The following is a 15,366-nucleotide window of genomic DNA, read 5'->3' on the forward strand; positions in this document are numbered from 1 at the left end:
AGGAAAGCCATGCGCCGCAGCCGCCCGGGCCGCAGCGCGGAAGGGCTCAGTAGGCGTTCATGGTCAGCAGCTCGTACTCGGCCGCGATCTCATCGTTCTGGTTGGTGAGCGTCACGTGCCAGCGCACCTCGCCATACTCCTCGTTGCGCGGGGTCTTCTTCTTCACCGTGAGGCGCACTTTGATGCTGTCGCCTGCCGAAACCGGCTTCATGAAGCGCAGATTGTCGAGACCGGTGTTGGCCAGGACCGGGCCTTCGTCCGGCTGCACGAACATGCCCGCTGCAAAGCTGATCAGCAGGTACCCATGCGCCACCCGGCCCGGGAAGAAGGGGTTCCGCTGCGCGGCTTCGTCGTCCATGTGGGCATAAAAGGTATCGCCGGTGAAATGGGCGAAGGTCTCGATATCCTCCAGCGTCACCTGGCGCGGCGCGGTGTTGAGGGTCTCGCCCAGTTGCAGCTCGCCGAACTTGCGGGTGAAGGGATGCGCGGGGCCTGCGGTCTCGGTGCCGCCAGGGACCCATTTCTCGCCAATCGCGGTCAGGATGTCGGGAGAGCCCTGGATTGCGGTGCGCTGCATGTAGTGTTTGACGCCGCGCACGCCGCCCATTTCCTCGCCGCCGCCCGCGCGGCCGGGGCCGCCGTGCACCATGTGGGGCAGGGGGGAGCCATGGCCGGTCGACTCCTTCATCGAGTCGCGGTTGTTGAAGTAGAGGCGGCCGTGATAGGCACCGGCGCCGATGGCCACTTCCCGCGCGACGCTGGGGTCCCGGGTGATGACAGAGGCCACCAGCGAGCCCTGACCGCGATTGGCGAGGTCGATCGCGTGGTCCAGGTCGCGGTAGCCCATGATGGTGGAGACAGGGCCGAAGGCCTCGGTGTCATGCACGCGCTGGGCCTTGTCAGGGTCGGTGCAGTGGAACAGCATCGGTGGCACAAAGGCGCCTTTTTCCGCATCGGCGCCGTGGACCGTGAAGTTGTCCGGGTCGCCAAAGACCCGCTCGGCTTCGGCGCTCAGGATTCGCGCCTTCTCCAGCACGTCGCGCTTCTGCCCGCCCGAGACCAGCGCGCCCATGCGCGTGGTTTCCAGCCGGGGGTCGCCGATGGTGGTCTTGGCCAGCCGCCCGGACAGGGCTTCGATCACCGCATCCACCTGCGCCTGAGGTGCAATAATGCGACGGATGGCGGTGCATTTCTGGCCCGCCTTGGTGGTCATCTCGCGGCTGACTTCCTTGACAAACAAGTCGAATTCCGGCGTGCCGGGCTGTGCGTCGGGGCCAAGGATCGAGGCGTTGAGACTGTCCTGCTCGGCCACAAACCGCACCGAGTTTTCCAGGATCACCGGGTTGGCGCGCAGTTTCAGCGCGGTGCTGGCGGAGCCGGTGAAGCTGACCACATCCTGCATGGTGAGATGATCGAGCATGTCGCCCAAGCCCCCGGAGACCAGTTGCAGCGCGCCTTCGGGCAGGATCCCTGAGTCGAGCATCAGCTTCACCGCCAGTTCAGTGACATAGCAGCTGTTGGTCGCAGGTTTAACGATGGCGGGGACGCCGGCCAGCAGGGTGGGGGCCAGCTTCTCCAGCATCCCCCAGACCGGGAAGTTGAAGGCGTTGATATGCACCGCGACGCCGCGCAGGGGGGTGCAGATGTGCTGGCCGAGGAAAGTGCCGTTACGCGACAGTTGCTCCACATCGCCGTCGAGGTAAACATGCGCGTCCGGCATCTCGCGGCGGCCCTTGGAGGCGAAGACGAACATGGTGCCGATGCCGCCGTCGATGTCGATCAGGTGGTCGGACTGGGTGGCCCCGGTGTGAAAGCTGAGGTCATAGAGCGCCTGCTTGTGCTGGTTCAGATGGCCCGCCAGCGCCTTAAGCATCCGGGCGCGGTCGTGGAAGGTCAGCTTCCGCAGGTTTGCACCGCCAACGCTGCGGGCGTGGTGCAGCATCGCCTGCACATTCAGCGCGTCATTGCCGGCGCTCGCCATGACCTCGCCGGTGATGGCGCTGGCGATATTGCGGGCACCGGCGCCCGGTGCGACCCATTGTCCGGCGGCGAAGCTGGAAATCTCAAGAAGGCTCATGATGCTGTCCTTATCAACGGGCCGGCAGCGGCCGGCGGGCTGGAAACTGATGCTGGAATATATTGACCGTCCGGTCGGTTTATGCAAGAAATTTGTCGAAACCACGGTCTGAGCTTTGCGATTGAAACCGTGAGGGGAGGGCTGCGGTGCAGGGAGAGAGGGAGAAGGCGAGCGATATGTCGGATACGATTCTGGTCGAAGATCACGGCGCCTGGGTGGAGATCACCCTGAACCGTCCGGACCGTCTGAACAGCTTCAACGAGGAAATGCACCACGCCTTGCGCGCAGCTTTGGAAGCGGCGCGCGACGGCGGCAAGCGCTGCGTGCTGCTGACGGGTGCGGGCCGCGGTTTCTGCGCCGGGCAGGATCTGGGCGACCGTGATCCGCGCAAGATGGACGGGCCGCCGGACCTCAGCAAGACCGTGCGCACTTTCTACGCGCCGCTGGTGCGGCTGATCCGCGCGCTGGATTTCCCGGTGATCTGCGCGGTGAACGGCGTTGCCGCCGGGGCAGGGGCCAATCTGGCGCTGGCCTGCGACATGGTGCTGGCGGGCGAAAGTGCGAAGTTCATCCAGTCCTTCTCCAAAGTTGGCCTGATCCCCGACACCGGCGGAAGCTGGCACCTGCCGCGCCTGCTGGGCGAGGCGCGCGCCAAGGGACTGGCACTCACTGCCGAGCCGCTGCCCGCCAAGAAGGCCGAGGACTGGGGCCTGATCTGGAAAGCGCTGCCGGACGGCGGGCTGATGGGTGAGGCCCGCGCGATGGCAGAGAGGTTCGCAAACGGCCCGACACTGGGCCTGGGCCTCACCAAGCAGACGATCCAGGCCGCGGCGGTCAACACGCTGTCCGATCAGCTGGAGATCGAGGCCGACGCGATGAAGACCTGCGGTGAAAGCGCGGATTACGCCGAGGGCGTCGCCAGCTTCCTGGAAAAACGCGCGCCGGTCTTCAAGGGGGAATGAGGATGACCCCGAGAGAGCGCGCCGAGAAATCCGCCGCCGCAATGTGGGCAGACGATCACGCCTCCAAGTGGGCCGGGATGGAGATCACCCATGTGGATGAAGGTGCCGCCACACTGGAGCTGACCATCGCGCAGCACCATTGCAACGGCCACGGCATCTGCCACGGCGGCGTCACCTTCATGCTCGCCGACAGCGCCTTTGCCTTTGCCTGCAACAGCCGCAATCAGGCAACCGTGGCGCAGCACAACGTGATCAGCTTCACCGCGCCCGGGCGGCTGGGCGACACGCTGATTGCCAATGCCCGCGAGGTCTCCCTCAACGGACGCAGCGGCATCTATGATGTGACAGTGACCAACCAGGACGGCCAGCAGATCGCCGAGTTCCGGGGCTTCTCCCGGGCGGTCAAAGGCCAGTTGTTCGACGAATAAGGCGCGGAGGATGCCATGGAAGACCTGACCCCGAACCGGGCCGAACTGGACCCGATCGAGATCGCCTCGATCGACGAGATCCGCGCGCTGCAGCTTGAGCGGCTGAAGTGGTCGCTGCGCCATGCCTATGACAACGTGCCGATGTATAAACAGCGGTTCGACGAGGCGGGTGTGCACCCCGACGACCTGCAGGAGCTGAAGGACCTCGCAAAGTTCCCCTTCACCTACAAGAACGACCTGCGCGACAACTACCCCTTTGGCCTGTTTGCCGTCCCGCGTGCGCAGATCATCCGCCTGCATGCGTCCTCCGGCACCACCGGCAAGCCGACCGTGGTGGGCTATACGGCGAATGACATCAGCAACTGGGCCGATCTGGTCGCGCGCAGCTTGCGCGCCTCCGGCCTGCGCAAGGGCGACATGGTGCACAATGCCTATGGCTACGGGCTGTTCACCGGCGGGCTTGGCGCGCATTACGGGATTGAACGCCTGGGCGCGACGGTGGTGCCAATGTCCGGCGGGCAGACCGAGAAGCAGGTGGGCCTGATCACCGATTTCAAGCCCGACGGGATCATGGTGACGCCCTCCTACATGCTCAACATCCTGGAGCAGTACCACAAGGTGGGGCTGGACCCGCGGGCCAGCTCCCTGAAGGTCGGTGTGTTCGGCGCCGAACCCTGGACCGACGCGATGCGCAAGGAGGTCGAGGCGGCTTTCGACATGCACGCGGTCGACATCTACGGGCTCAGCGAGATCATGGGGCCGGGCGTCGCCAATGAATGTGTGGAGACCAAGGACGGCCCGGTGATCTGGGAGGACCACTTCCTACCGGAGATCATCGACCCGGAAAGCGGCGAAGTGCTGCCCGATGGCGAGATGGGCGAGCTGGTCTTCACCACGCTGACCAAGGAAGGCCTGCCGATGGTGCGCTACCGCACCCGTGACCTCACGCGGCTGCTGCCCGGCACCGCGCGCTCGATGCGGCGGATGGAGAAGATCACCGGGCGCAGCGACGATATGATCATCCTGCGCGGCGTCAACGTCTTCCCCAGCCAGATCGAAGAGCAGCTGATGGCGACCGGCGGGCTGGCGCCGCACTACCAGATCGAGCTGTATAAATCCGGCCGCATGGATGCGATGCGGGTCTTTGTGGAGGCCGATCCGGACAAGGCAGATGAACTCAGCCGCACCGCCGCTGCGCGGATGCTGAGCAAGCGGATCAAAGACGTGGTGGGTGTCTCGACCGAGATCATCGTCGGCGATCCCGGCTCGGTGGAGCGCAGCCAGGGCAAGGCCAAGCGCGTCGTCGACAACCGCGGCAAGACCTGAGCGGGAAGGACAAGAGCATTGGCCCGCACGATCGCCAAGGACCACGACCAGAAACGCGCCCAGATCCTGAAATCCGCCGCCAAGGTGTTTGCGGATGCGGGCTATGACCGCGCGTCGATGACCCAGCTTGCGCGCGAGTGCGGCATCTCCAAGGCCAATATCTACCACTATTATGACAGCAAGGATGCCGTTCTTTTCGGCCTCCTTGAGACCTATCTCAGCGAGTTGCGCGACCGGGTTTGCGGGGTGGAGCTGGACGGTTTCGGCCCCGAGGAGCGCCTGCGCCGCATCGTGGCGGAGATCCTGATGGCCTACCAGGGCGCCGACAACGAGCATCAGGTGCAGATCAGCGCCATGGGGGCGCTGCCGGAAGACCAGCAGAAGCTGTTGCGCGGCTACCAGCGGCAGATGGTGCAATTCATGAGCGACGCGCTGGCCGGTGCCGCGCCTGAGACCTTCGGCCGCCACCCGGAGAAGCTGCGCGCCGCGACCATGTCGGTTTTCGGCATGTTGAATTGGTACTACATGTGGAATTCCGGCGCCGGGGCCGGGGCACGGGAGGATTACGCCGATCTGGTCGCCAACCTGACGCTGAACGGGCTGCGCGGGCTGTAGACCCCGCCGCCCGCTGACGCCGGCGGTCAGGGCCAAATGCAAAATGCCCCGGCTTTGGCCGGGGCATTTCTGTGTTCACGAGGCGGGTGTGCGCTTAGCTGCCTGCACCCAGCAGGGGGGTGATGCGGCGGACCGAGACGCGGCGGTTGGCGCGTTCGGCGTCCAGCGTCTGCACCGCGAGGTCGCTTTCGCCATAGCCCTGCACCACCATGTTTTCCGGCGGCACGTCGAAGTACTCGGTCAGCGCCAGCGCCACGGTTTCCGCCCGGCGGTCCGACAGAGCGAGGTTGTAGGTCGCAGCGCCCACCGCATCGGTGTGGCCCTCGATCAGGAAGACCTCGCCCGGGTTCTTGTCGATCACCTCGCGCAGGGCGTTGCCGAGATCCGCAAGCTCCTCGGCCTCCTGCGGACGGATCACGGACGAACCGGTGTCGAAGTTGACTTGATCGACGTTGATCTCCGGCACCAGGCGGCGCACCGCGTCGATGTTGCGGATCTGCGCCAGCGAGAAGCTGCGGTTCACGGCCGGCGCCTGCTGCGACGCCAGCGCCGCGGCCAGCTCCTGGGCCGAAACCTGATCCGTGCCGATCATCGCCCGGCGGTTCTGCTGCACCTGCGGCAGCTCGTTGACCACCACCTTTTCGGCTTCCTGCGTATCGTCAAACAGCACCACGGTGCGCCCGTCGGGCAGAGTGCGGGTGCGGCGCAGCACGCGGCCGTTGGCGGACCGGATAGTTTCCACCTCGGTGCCGTTCTCGCGCAGAACAACGGTGCGGGTGGAGCCGTCCTTGAACTTGTAGGTGGTCACGTTGGAGCCCGGCTGGCGCAGCAGCGCGTCATCGTCCTTCAGCACGCGGTACTGGCCGTCCTGTTCCACGATGGCGCGGTCGCCGGTGTTGGCCACCACCTTGCCGCCGTTGTTCAGGAGCGAGCCGATGGCAAGCGCGCCGAGCCCGATCAGCGCCTGGCGCTGCCGGTCGGAGAGGCCGCTGTCGTCATCTTCGGCGGCATTAGCCTGCGGGGCAGGAGCTTGCGCGCCCGCCTCGGCGCCAGCTTCCGCCTGCGCGGCCTCCGGCGCGGTTTCGCCCACTTGGGTTTCGAACTCCTCGTCAGAGCTGCGGGAAGTGTCCTCAGTCACGGTTTCTTCGACCACCTCGGCTTCGGCAGCGGCGTCTTCGCCAGCCGCAGCGGCTGCGGCAGCAGCAGTTCCGGTTTCCGCCTCGGCAAGCGCATCGGCCTGGGCCTGGCTGTCCTGCTCGACCAGTTCGGGATTGTCGGCCTGGGCCTCGGTTCCGGCAGCGGCCTCGGCCTCAACCTGACCCTCAGCCTGTGCTTCACCCTGCTCCCCGGCGAGGTCCTGAGCGATGGCTTCGCCCGTGGCGCCTTCGGCACCAGCTTCAGCCTGGCCGTCCGCAGCGGCGTCTTGCCCGGCCTGCTGCTGGCCCTCGGCTGCGGCCTCATCCTGCGCCGCCGCGCCGGCCTGCTCCTGGTCTTGGGCAAGATCCTGCGCAATGGCTTCGGCGGTTGCACCTGCGGTGCCTGCTTCGGCAGCGGGCTGCTCCTCAGCCGCGGTGTCCTGTTCGGCTTGCTGCTGCGCTTCGGCGGCGGCCTCTTGTTCGGCCTGCTGCTGCGCCGCGGCAGCGGCAGCGGCTTCCTCTTCGGCCTGAAGCTGCTTCTTCAGCTGAGCTTCCGCTTCAGCCTGAGCGTCAGCTTCGGCCTGTGCCTGGGCTCCGGCTTCGGCTTCAGCCTCTGCGCCCGCCTGGGTTTCAGCTTCTGCCTCCGCCTGCGCCTCTGCGCCTGCCTCCGCTTCTGCTGTCATGTCAGCAACGCTGGCCAGCACCGTGGCCGCTTGCAGCTCGCCGGGCAGCTGGCTGTCGAAGGCACCAGCGCTGTAATCCGCGCAGAACTTGGCGACTGGGCCGGATTTCTCTTCGACTTCCTTGCCTCTGTCCAATTTCTTCTGCCGCCGCTCGGCGCGCTTTCTGCAGCGCTCGACCAGTTCGCCGATCTCGGCACCGGACATCTGGGTGAGGTCGATACGCTTGCCGCCCTGGCCCTGCGACAGGGCGGGCAGCGGGGCAGCCAGCGAGACCATCACTGCCAGCGCCGTGGTCGATTTGAAAATTCCCGATTTCATAGCGGTTCCTTCCTTGTTCCGGCACATGGCCGCGCCGGATCAACTCGCCAGCGGCGGAAAAGTTGCATCGGAGGCCGGGAAAAGAAAAAGGCCGCCCCGGGGGAGCGGCCTTGCAGTGAATGATCTGGGGCGCCATGCGCGGCGGTTCAGACCTCGGCGGGCGGTACCATGCCGACAATATCGTAGGTCTGCCGCAGAATCGGAGCAGTGATCGCGCGGGCGCGCTCGGCGCCGCGGGTCAGGATGCGGTCGATCTCCGCCTGCTCATCCATCAGCCGCGCCATCTCACCGGAGATCGGCGCGAGCTTGGCCACTGCCAGATCGGCCAGCATCGGCTTGAACTCGGAGAATTGCTTGCCGCCTGTCTCGGCCAGCACCTGCTCCACCGTCTGATCGGCGAGTGCCGCGTAGATGTTCACCAGGTTGCGCGCCTCGGGACGCTCGTCCAGACCCTCGGCCTCGGAGGGCAGCGCCTCGGGGTCGGTCTTGGCCTTGCGGATCTTCTTGGCGATGGCGTCGGCGTCATCGGTCATGTTGATGCGGCTGGCATCCGAAGGGTCGGATTTCGACATCTTTTTGGAGCCGTCGCGCAAGCTCATCACCCGCGTTGCCGCGCCTTCGATCACCGGTTCGGTCAGCGGGAAGAAGTCCACCCCATAGTCGTGGTTGAACTTGGCGGCAATGTCGCGGGTCAGCTCCAGGTGCTGCTTCTGGTCCTCGCCCACCGGCACATGAGTGGCGTGGTAGGTAAGGATGTCCGCCGCCATCAGCGCCGGATAAGCAAAGAGGCCAAGCGAGGCGTTCTGGGCATTCTTGCCGGCCTTATCCTTGAACTGGGTCATCCGCTGCATCCAGCCCATGCGGGCGACGCAGTTGAAGATCCAGGCCAGCTGGGCGTGCTCGGGCACCTGGGACTGGTTGATGAGGATGGATTTCTCCGGGTCCAGGCCGGCCGCGATGAAGCCCGCGCAAAGCTCGCGGGTGGATTTGCGCAGGTCCGCGGGATCCTGCCAGACGGTGATTGCGTGCAGGTCCACCATGCAATAGATGGTTTCCACATCCTTGGCCTGCCAGTCGACGAACCGCTTCAGCGCCCCCAGGTAGTTGCCCAAGTGCAGGTTGCCGGAGGGCTGGATTCCCGAGAACACGCGCGGGGTGAATGTGGTTTCGCTCATGTGGGCGTAACTCCCGTCTGGAAATAGCAACCCCGGTGCCTTACCCATGGGCTCGTGATCCGTCAACAGGCGCGGCCGCCCCCGCGAGACTTTAGGAGGCCTTAGATGAGCAGCCCGCAGAACACCCCGCCCCGGAGGCTCGCAGGCCCGCCTGAGGGCCATGCGCCGGGCGGCGCCCCGATCAACCCGCTGCCCGCCGCGGTGGTGGCGCTGGTGCTGGTGATCATCGGCGTGGAGGCCGCATTCTCGCTTGGCGCGCGCGGCATCCTCGGCGGGCCGGAGGCGGTTGGCTGGCGGCTCTCCGCACTGCAATCCTATGCGTTTTCCAGCGAGGTGTTCTGGTGGATGCAGGAAAGCGGGCGCTGGCCGGCGGAACACCTGATGCGCTTTGTTTCCTATATCTTTGTGCACGGCGGCTTCACCCATGCGCTGTTTGTCTGCGTCTTTGTGCTGGCGATGGGCAAGATGGTGGGCGAGGTGATGGGCGATCTGGCGATGGTGCTGATCTTCCTCTTGTCGGGAGCGGGCGGCGCGCTGGGCTATGCGTTGGCGGTTGGCGGCGGCCATCCGCTGGCGGGCGGCTTCCCGGCGGTCTACGGGCTGATCGGTGCCTTCACCTTCCTGCTCTGGCGCTCGCTGGCGACGGTGGGGGCGCAGCAGAGCCGGGCGTTCACGCTGATTGCCTTTCTGATGGGTGTGCAGCTGCTGTTTGGGCTGCTGTTCGGCGGTCAGAACGACTGGGTGGCGGACCTGACGGGGTTTGCCACCGGGTTCGGCCTGTCCTTTTTCCTCGCCCCGGGCGGCTGGGCCCGCATCCGCAGCAAGATCCGCCACGATTGAACGGAACGGGCGCGCTCCCGCCCGCCTGTGACGGCCCCTGGCGGGGCCATCATCGGCCGTTGGGCCGGGCAGCGCGCTTGCGCGCGCTGTTTTGTTTTGCCGGGAAGCGCTTCAGGGGCAGGTCTGCCCTGTAGGCGCTATCGCCATTTTGCAACCGGCAATGACCGCCTCAAGGGTAAACCGCGCGTGCCGCGCGGCCGCTGGCGCGGCCCTTGACCCGGCGACTGCCCGGGGGCGTGTTGCAGTCAGGCCTGCTTGCGGCGGCTGAGGGCGCTGCGGAACTCCGACAGGTGGAAGGCGCCAAGCGCCTGGCCCGCGCCGAAATAGACCGCGCCGCCAAGCACGACCAGACCGAGCAGGGCGAGATAGCGCCAGTAGGCGAGGTAGAACGCCCACTCCGCCGCCTCGGACGCCCCATATAGTGCCGCACCCATCACCGCAGAGGCCGTGAGGATGCGCCAGGCGCGGCTCCTGAAGCGGCGGTCGAACTGCGCAGCTTCTCCCATGCCCCGGGCGCCGAGCCAGAGCAGCAGAACCATCGTCCAGCCCGCTGCCGAGGTTGCGATGGCGGGCGCAATCCAGCCCAGGGCGGGCTTCAGCCCGAAGGCGAGGCCTGCGTTGATCAGCATCGCCACCAGCGCATAGCGGAAGGGGGTGCGGGTATCCTCGCGCGCGAAATAGAGCGGCTGCAGCACCTTTTGCAGCATGAAGGCGGGCAGGCCCGCGCCGTAGACCGCGACCGCCAGGGCAATCGCCGCCACGTCCTCCGGTCCGGTGGCGCCGCGTTCGTAGAGCACCGAGACCAGCGGCACCGGCACCGCGATGAAGGCCACGGCCGAGGGCACCGCGAGCAGCAACGAGAACTCGCCTGCGCGCGACAGCGCATCGCGCGCGCCGGCATGGTTCCCTGCCCGCAGGCGGCGCGACAGCGCGGGCAGCAGCACGATGCCGATGGCGATGCCGACGACGCCCAGCGGCAGCTGGTAGAGCCGGTCGGCGATGAACAGCCAGCTGGCCGCCTTTTCAATGTCCGAGGCCACGTATTGCCCGACCACCAGGTTGATCTGGGTTACACCCATGGCCAGCGCCGCGGGCAGTGCTACCTGCACCAGCCGGCGCATCTCGCCGTTCCAGCGCGGCCGTCCGGGGCGCAGGGTGACGCCCGCGCGCGCCGCCGCCACCCAGACCAATGCCAGCTGCGCCACGCCGGCAAGCGGCACAGTCCAGACCAGCCAGGTGATCACCTCGCCGCCCAGCAGCGCACCGGCGGTCATCGCCGCACAGGTGAGGATGTTGAGCAGCACCGGCGCGGCTGCCGCGGCGGCAAAGCGGCCCGTCGCGTTCAGAACGCCGGAGAACAGCGCCGCCAGCGACATGAACAGGATATAGGGGAAGACGATGTGGCCATAGCCCACCGCCATATCGAACCGCGCATCGCCCACGAAGCCGCCCGCAGTGAGCCAGACCAGCCCGGGCATGAACACCATCCCCAAGCCTACCAGCGTCAGCACCGCTGCCGCGAGCAGGTTGAAGGCATCCTGAGCAAAGGCGCGGGGGTCCTCACCGGCCTCGTATTTCTTGGCGAAGGCCGGCACGAAGGCGGCGTTGAAGGCGCCCTCGGCAAAGAACCGGCGGAACAGGTTGGGCAGGCGGAAGGCGGCGATAAAGGCGTCGAGCACCGGGCCGGGGCCGATGAAGGCGGCAATCAGGATCTCGCGGGCAAAGCCCAGAATCCGGCTCGCCAGCGTCCAGAACCCGACGGTCAGAAACCCCGTCAGCAATTTGATCGGTTTCATGTGCCGGCCCGTCTCGCCCCTTCGGCGATGGCTTCGCGCAGCTTCTTCTCGAGCGATCTCTGCTTGGAGAGCGAATGGTATTTCAAACCGAACATATCCTTGACGTAGAAGGCATCCACCACCTGCTCGCCATAAGTGGCGATCACCGCATTGGCAATATAGACGTTGGCCGCCGCCAGGGTGCGCGCGAGGTCATAGAGCAGGCCGGGGCGGTCGCGGGTGTCGACCTCGATGATGGTGTAGATCTCCGAGCCGTCGTTGTCGAAGGTGATGTGGGTCGGCACGTTGAAGGCGCGCTCGCGCTTCTTGATCTTGTCGCGCGATTGCAGCGCGTCGCGGGTGATCAGCTCGCCGCGCAGGGTCTTTTGGATCATCTCGTTCAGCCGCGGCAGGCGGGCAGAGTCGAAGGGGTGGCCCTCGCTGTCCTGGATCCAGAAGGCATCGGTGACGTAGCCGTCCTTGGTGGTGTAGGAGCGCGCATCGACCACATTGGCGCCGACCAGCGCCAGAGCGCCGACAATCCGGGCAAAGATGCCGGGGTGGTCCACCATCACGAAACAGGCGCGGGTGGCGTCGCGGTCCTCGTCCGGGGTGAGGCGGATCAGCACCTCGCCGGGGTCGTCCTTGGCGGTGAGATCGCGCAGCATTCCGGCGAAATCCAGATGCGCGGTGAGATGCAGCCCGTGCCAGTAGGGCGGGTAGTGGCGGGCAGTCTCGAGCTTCAGCTCACTCTTGGACCAGTCTGGCAGCGCCTTGCGCAGGGCCTTCTTGGCGGCGGTGCCGCGGTGTTCGCGGTTGAGCGCCTCCATCCCGCCTTCCAGCGCGGCACGGGTCTGGTTGTAGAGCGCGCGCAGGAGCGCGGCCTTCCAGTTGTTCCAGGTGTCCGGGCCGACGCCGCGGATGTCGCAGACGGTGAGCAGCAGCAACAGGTCGAGCCGTTTGACGGTCTGCACCGCCTTGGCAAAATCGCGCACCGTGCGCGGGTCGGCAATGTCGCGTTTCTGCGCCATGTCCGACATCAGGAGGTGATAGCGCACCAGCCATTCTACGGTTTCGCATTCCACAGGCTTCAGCCCGAGCCGGGGCGCGACCTTGCGGGCGATCTGGGCGCCGAGGATGGAATGATCCTGCGCCCGGCCTTTGCCGATGTCATGCAGCAGCATCGCCACCATCAGCACCTTGCGGTTCAGCCCCTTGCGCAGCACTTCCGAGGACAGCGGCAGCTCGTCTTCCAGATCGCCGCGCTCGATGGCGGCGAAGTTGACGATCACCTGGATGGTGTGTTCGTCCACCGTGTAGGAGTGGTACATGTTGAACTGCATCATCGCGACGATCGGCTCGAACTCGGGCAGGAAGGCGGAGAGCACGCCGAGCTCGTTCATCCGCCGCAGCGCGCGTTCAGGGTTGCCGTGTTTCAGCAGCAGGTCGAGGAAGATGCGCCGCGCCTCCTTGTCAGCCCGCATGCTGTCGTCGATCAGGTGCAGGTTGGCGGTGACCAGCCGCATCGCATCGGGGTGGATCAGCATGCCGGTGCGCAGCGCCTCCTCGAACAGGCGCAGGAGGTTCACCTTGTCCTTCAGGAAAGCGTCCGGATCGACCACGTCGAGCCGGTTGTGCACCACCCGGTAGCCGGGCTTGATGCGCGGGCGGCGGCGGAAGATGCGCTCCAGGAGCGGGGCGCCCTTCTGCTGGCTTGCCTCCAGCTTGGTCAGGAAGATGCGGGTGACGTCGCCGACGCGGGTGGCGTGGCGGAAATACTCCTGCATGAAGACCTCGACGCCGCGGCGCCCGGCCTTGTCCTCGTAGCCCATGCGGCTCGCGACCTCGACCTGCATGTCGAAGGTCAGCTGCTCGGTGGCGCGCCCGGTGACCAGATGCAGATGCGCGCGCACCGCCCAGAGGAAGCGCTCGGCCTTGGAAAACAGCTCCAGCTCTTCCGGGCGGAACAGGCCCAGCGGCACCAGATCGCGCACGCTCTTGACCTGGTAGAGGTACTTGGCGATCCAGTAGAGCGATTGCAGGTCGCGCAAGCCGCCCTTGCCCTCCTTGACGTTGGGCTCCACCACGTAGCGCTGGCCCTGCTTCAGGTGGCGGGCGTCGCGTTCGGCCAGCTTGGCCTCGATGAAAGCCTGGGCGTCCTGCGAGAACAGCTCGGCCTTCAGCCGCTTGGCAAGCTCCCGCGCCAGCGGCGCGTGGCCCGCGAGATAGCGCTGCTCCAGCATCGCGGTGCGGATTGTGTAATCCTCGCCGCCAAGCCGGACGCAATCCTTGATGGTGCGGCTGGCGTGTCCGACCTTCAGCCGCAAGTCCCAGAGGATGTAGAGCATCGACTCGATCACGCTCTCGGCCCAGGCGGTGATCTTGTAGGGGGTGAGAAACAACAGGTCGACGTCCGAGGCCGGCGCCATCTCGCCGCGGCCGTAGCCGCCGACCGCGATCACCGCGATGCGCTCGCCCCTCGTGGGGGTGGCGAGCGGGTGCAGGAGCTCGGAAGCCACGAACAGCGCGGTGGTGACCAGCCCGTCGGTCAGGAAAGTGTAGGAGCGGGTCAGCTCGCGCGACGCGAAGGGCTGCGCGGCAAAGGCCTCGGCAATTGCTGCGCGGCCCGCTTTGTTGGCGGCGCGCAGCAGTTTCACCGTCTCGGCCCGCAGGGTGGCGGCATCGGCGCCTTCGGCCAGGGCGCGGATTTCGGCGCGCACCGCGGCGGCATCGAAGATCGCCGCGGCATCGCAGATCAGCGGGCCCAGAGGGACCGGGACGCGGGTGGCCGCCGGTTCGGCGGCCGGATCAGAAGCCGGCGCCTGTGAAGCTGCTTGGGGCTGGGTCAATGACGACGACTTTCTGTGCCTGGATGGTGGCGACCGCAAGGCCGCGCTCGTTGGTGCCGTCGGGCCGCAGGCGGAAGATGCCGCCGGTGCCCTGGAAGCCCGCGCCCTGGGTGAGCGCGGCGGCGGTCAGCGCGTTCGAGCGCCCGGCGCCGGCCAGAGCTCCAATCGCGGCGATGCCGTCATAGGCCAGCCCGCCGATCGGATGCGGCGCGGCGCCATAGGCGGCCTGGTAGCGATTACGGAAGCTTTCCGCCTTGATCGGGTCGGGCAAAGCAAACCAGCCGCCCTGCACGCCGGGCAGCGACAAGGTCTGGGGCGGGATGTCCCAGCGGGTGAGGCCGATGTACTGGGTCACTGCGGGGTCGACGCCCGCCTCCGGGAGCAGCTGGGTCAGCAGCGGCAGCGCGCCTGCGGTATTGGCGGTCAGGAACAACGCGTCGGCGCCGGTCCGCGCCAGGTCGCTCTGGATCGCCGGCACCGCGTTGATCACGCCCTGCTGCGATAGCTCGAAGCCGACGTTGCCCACCACGGACGCCCGGGACTGGCTTGCGGCGCGCATTATCGCCTCGCGCCCGGCCCGGCCTGCGGCGTCATTGCTGCTGGCGATCAGGATATTGCCCTTGCCTTGGCGCACAGCATAGCGGGTGAGCCTGCGGGCGGTGTTCTCAAATGTCGGGCCGAGAATGAAGACGTTGCCGCCGGCAATCGCGGTGTTGTTGGAGAAGGACAGCACGTTCACGCCGCTCTGCGCGGCGGCGATGCCGGCCGCGTTGGCGGCTTCGGCATAGAGCGGGCCCAGAATGATGCGGGCACCGTCATTCACCGCCTGGGTGGCCACATTAGCAGCAACCTGCGGATTGCCCGCGGTATCATAGACGCGCAAGTCGATCTGCACGTTGCCGAGGTCGGCAATCGCCAGGCGGGCGGCGTTCTCCAGGCTCTGCGCCAGCACGCTGTCGCCATGCTGGCCCGAGCCGCGCGGCACCAGCAGCGCCACCGGAACGGGTTTCGAAGTGTCGATGCTGGGGCCGGTATTGAGCGGGACCGTATCGCAGGCCGCCAGCGCAACTGTGGAAACCGCCGCAACCGCGGCCAGTGCCGCCTTGCGGGCTTTTCGAAAAACAGCAAACATAATGGACTTGAAACTCCGTTCTCCCGGCGCCGCGGCGCCGTGTGGGTTTG

General features: G+C 66.6%; 11 protein-coding genes. 5 read left to right on the forward strand and 6 right to left on the reverse strand.

The features are described from left to right. Window positions 1-46: 46 nt before the first annotated feature. A complete protein-coding gene (paaZ, locus tag ACOHX0_RS15825) occupies window positions 47-2,077 on the reverse strand; it encodes a phenylacetic acid degradation bifunctional protein PaaZ (RefSeq protein ID WP_420678050.1) in 2,031 nt (676 codons plus the stop codon). Window positions 2,078-2,253: 176 nt separating this feature from the next. Here paaZ and paaG point away from each other — a divergent pair, with 176 nt between their 5' ends. Genes paaG through ACOHX0_RS15845 form a run of 4 tightly spaced genes read left to right on the forward strand, consistent with a single transcriptional unit; the run spans window position 2,254 to window position 5,408 of the window. Further along, entirely contained in the window at window positions 2,254-3,039 is a 786-nt protein-coding gene (gene paaG, locus ACOHX0_RS15830; RefSeq protein ID WP_420678051.1) for a 2-(1,2-epoxy-1,2-dihydrophenyl)acetyl-CoA isomerase PaaG, read from the forward strand. A gap of 2 nt (window positions 3,040-3,041) precedes the next feature. Further along, window positions 3,042-3,467, forward strand: a complete 426-nt coding sequence (paaI, locus tag ACOHX0_RS15835) for a hydroxyphenylacetyl-CoA thioesterase PaaI (protein ID WP_420678053.1) — start codon at window positions 3,042-3,044, stop codon at window positions 3,465-3,467. A 15-nt stretch (window positions 3,468-3,482) separates the two neighbouring features. Next, complete coding sequence (gene paaK / locus ACOHX0_RS15840) at window positions 3,483-4,793, forward strand: phenylacetate--CoA ligase PaaK (RefSeq protein WP_420678055.1); 1,311 nt, start codon at window positions 3,483-3,485, stop codon at window positions 4,791-4,793. A gap of 18 nt (window positions 4,794-4,811) precedes the next feature. Next, window positions 4,812-5,408 carry a TetR/AcrR family transcriptional regulator gene (locus ACOHX0_RS15845; RefSeq protein ID WP_420678057.1) on the forward strand — a complete coding sequence of 199 codons (597 nt, stop codon included), beginning with the start codon at window positions 4,812-4,814 and terminating at the stop codon, window positions 5,406-5,408. A 94-nt stretch (window positions 5,409-5,502) separates the two neighbouring features. On the opposite strand, the gene ACOHX0_RS15850 is transcribed toward ACOHX0_RS15845, so the two are convergent. Together ACOHX0_RS15850 and trpS are read right to left on the reverse strand one after the other, a co-directional pair. Beyond that, the gene (locus tag ACOHX0_RS15850; protein WP_420678059.1) at window positions 5,503-7,545 is read right to left on the reverse strand and encodes an OmpA family protein; all 2,043 of its coding nucleotides are present in this window, start codon (window positions 7,543-7,545) and stop codon (window positions 5,503-5,505) included. A gap of 146 nt (window positions 7,546-7,691) precedes the next feature. After that, window positions 7,692-8,720: a tryptophan--tRNA ligase gene (trpS, locus tag ACOHX0_RS15855; protein ID WP_420678061.1), complete on the reverse strand. Its 1,029-nt coding sequence runs from the start codon at window positions 8,718-8,720 to the stop codon at window positions 7,692-7,694. A gap of 105 nt (window positions 8,721-8,825) precedes the next feature. Between trpS and ACOHX0_RS15860 the strand changes: the two genes are divergently transcribed. Beyond that, a complete protein-coding gene (locus tag ACOHX0_RS15860; RefSeq protein WP_420678063.1) occupies window positions 8,826-9,560 on the forward strand; it encodes a rhomboid family intramembrane serine protease in 735 nt (244 codons plus the stop codon). Window positions 9,561-9,805: 245 nt separating this feature from the next. Here the strand turns inward: ACOHX0_RS15860 and murJ are convergent, their stop codons facing one another. From murJ to ACOHX0_RS15875, 3 genes are read right to left on the reverse strand one after another with little or no spacing between them, the layout of a single operon-like run. Then, a complete protein-coding gene (gene murJ, locus ACOHX0_RS15865; protein ID WP_420678064.1) occupies window positions 9,806-11,356 on the reverse strand; it encodes a murein biosynthesis integral membrane protein MurJ in 1,551 nt (516 codons plus the stop codon). Continuing rightward, window positions 11,353-14,184: a [protein-PII] uridylyltransferase gene (locus ACOHX0_RS15870; RefSeq protein WP_420678065.1), complete on the reverse strand. Its 2,832-nt coding sequence runs from the start codon at window positions 14,182-14,184 to the stop codon at window positions 11,353-11,355. The genes murJ and ACOHX0_RS15870 overlap by 4 nt, the downstream gene beginning before the upstream one ends. Next, window positions 14,144-15,316: a penicillin-binding protein activator gene (locus tag ACOHX0_RS15875; protein ID WP_420678066.1), complete on the reverse strand. Its 1,173-nt coding sequence runs from the start codon at window positions 15,314-15,316 to the stop codon at window positions 14,144-14,146. The genes ACOHX0_RS15870 and ACOHX0_RS15875 overlap by 41 nt, the downstream gene beginning before the upstream one ends. Window positions 15,317-15,366 lie beyond the last annotated feature (50 nt).

Source organism: Cribrihabitans pelagius, assembly GCF_048820915.1.
In the GTDB taxonomy this organism is placed as follows: Bacteria; Pseudomonadota; Alphaproteobacteria; order Rhodobacterales; family Rhodobacteraceae; genus Cribrihabitans_A; species Cribrihabitans_A pelagius.

Bases quoted from the DNA above. Each gene is read 5' to 3' on its own strand.
- paaG (WP_420678051.1), top strand. From the start codon at position 2,254: ATGTCGGATACGATTCTGGTCGAAGATCACGGCGCCTGGGTGGAGATC.
- paaK (WP_420678055.1), top strand. From the start codon at position 3,483: ATGGAAGACCTGACCCCGAACCGGGCCGAACTGGACCCGATCGAGATC.
- ACOHX0_RS15860 (WP_420678063.1), top strand. From the start codon at position 8,826: ATGAGCAGCCCGCAGAACACCCCGCCCCGGAGGCTCGCAGGCCCGCCT.
- murJ (WP_420678064.1), bottom strand. From the start codon at position 11,356: ATGAAACCGATCAAATTGCTGACGGGGTTTCTGACCGTCGGGTTCTGG.
- trpS (WP_420678061.1), bottom strand. From the start codon at position 8,720: ATGAGCGAAACCACATTCACCCCGCGCGTGTTCTCGGGAATCCAGCCC.
- ACOHX0_RS15850 (WP_420678059.1), bottom strand. From the start codon at position 7,545: ATGAAATCGGGAATTTTCAAATCGACCACGGCGCTGGCAGTGATGGTC.
- paaI (WP_420678053.1), top strand. From the start codon at position 3,042: ATGACCCCGAGAGAGCGCGCCGAGAAATCCGCCGCCGCAATGTGGGCA.
- paaZ (WP_420678050.1), bottom strand. From the start codon at position 2,077: ATGAGCCTTCTTGAGATTTCCAGCTTCGCCGCCGGACAATGGGTCGCA.
- ACOHX0_RS15875 (WP_420678066.1), bottom strand. From the start codon at position 15,316: ATGTTTGCTGTTTTTCGAAAAGCCCGCAAGGCGGCACTGGCCGCGGTT.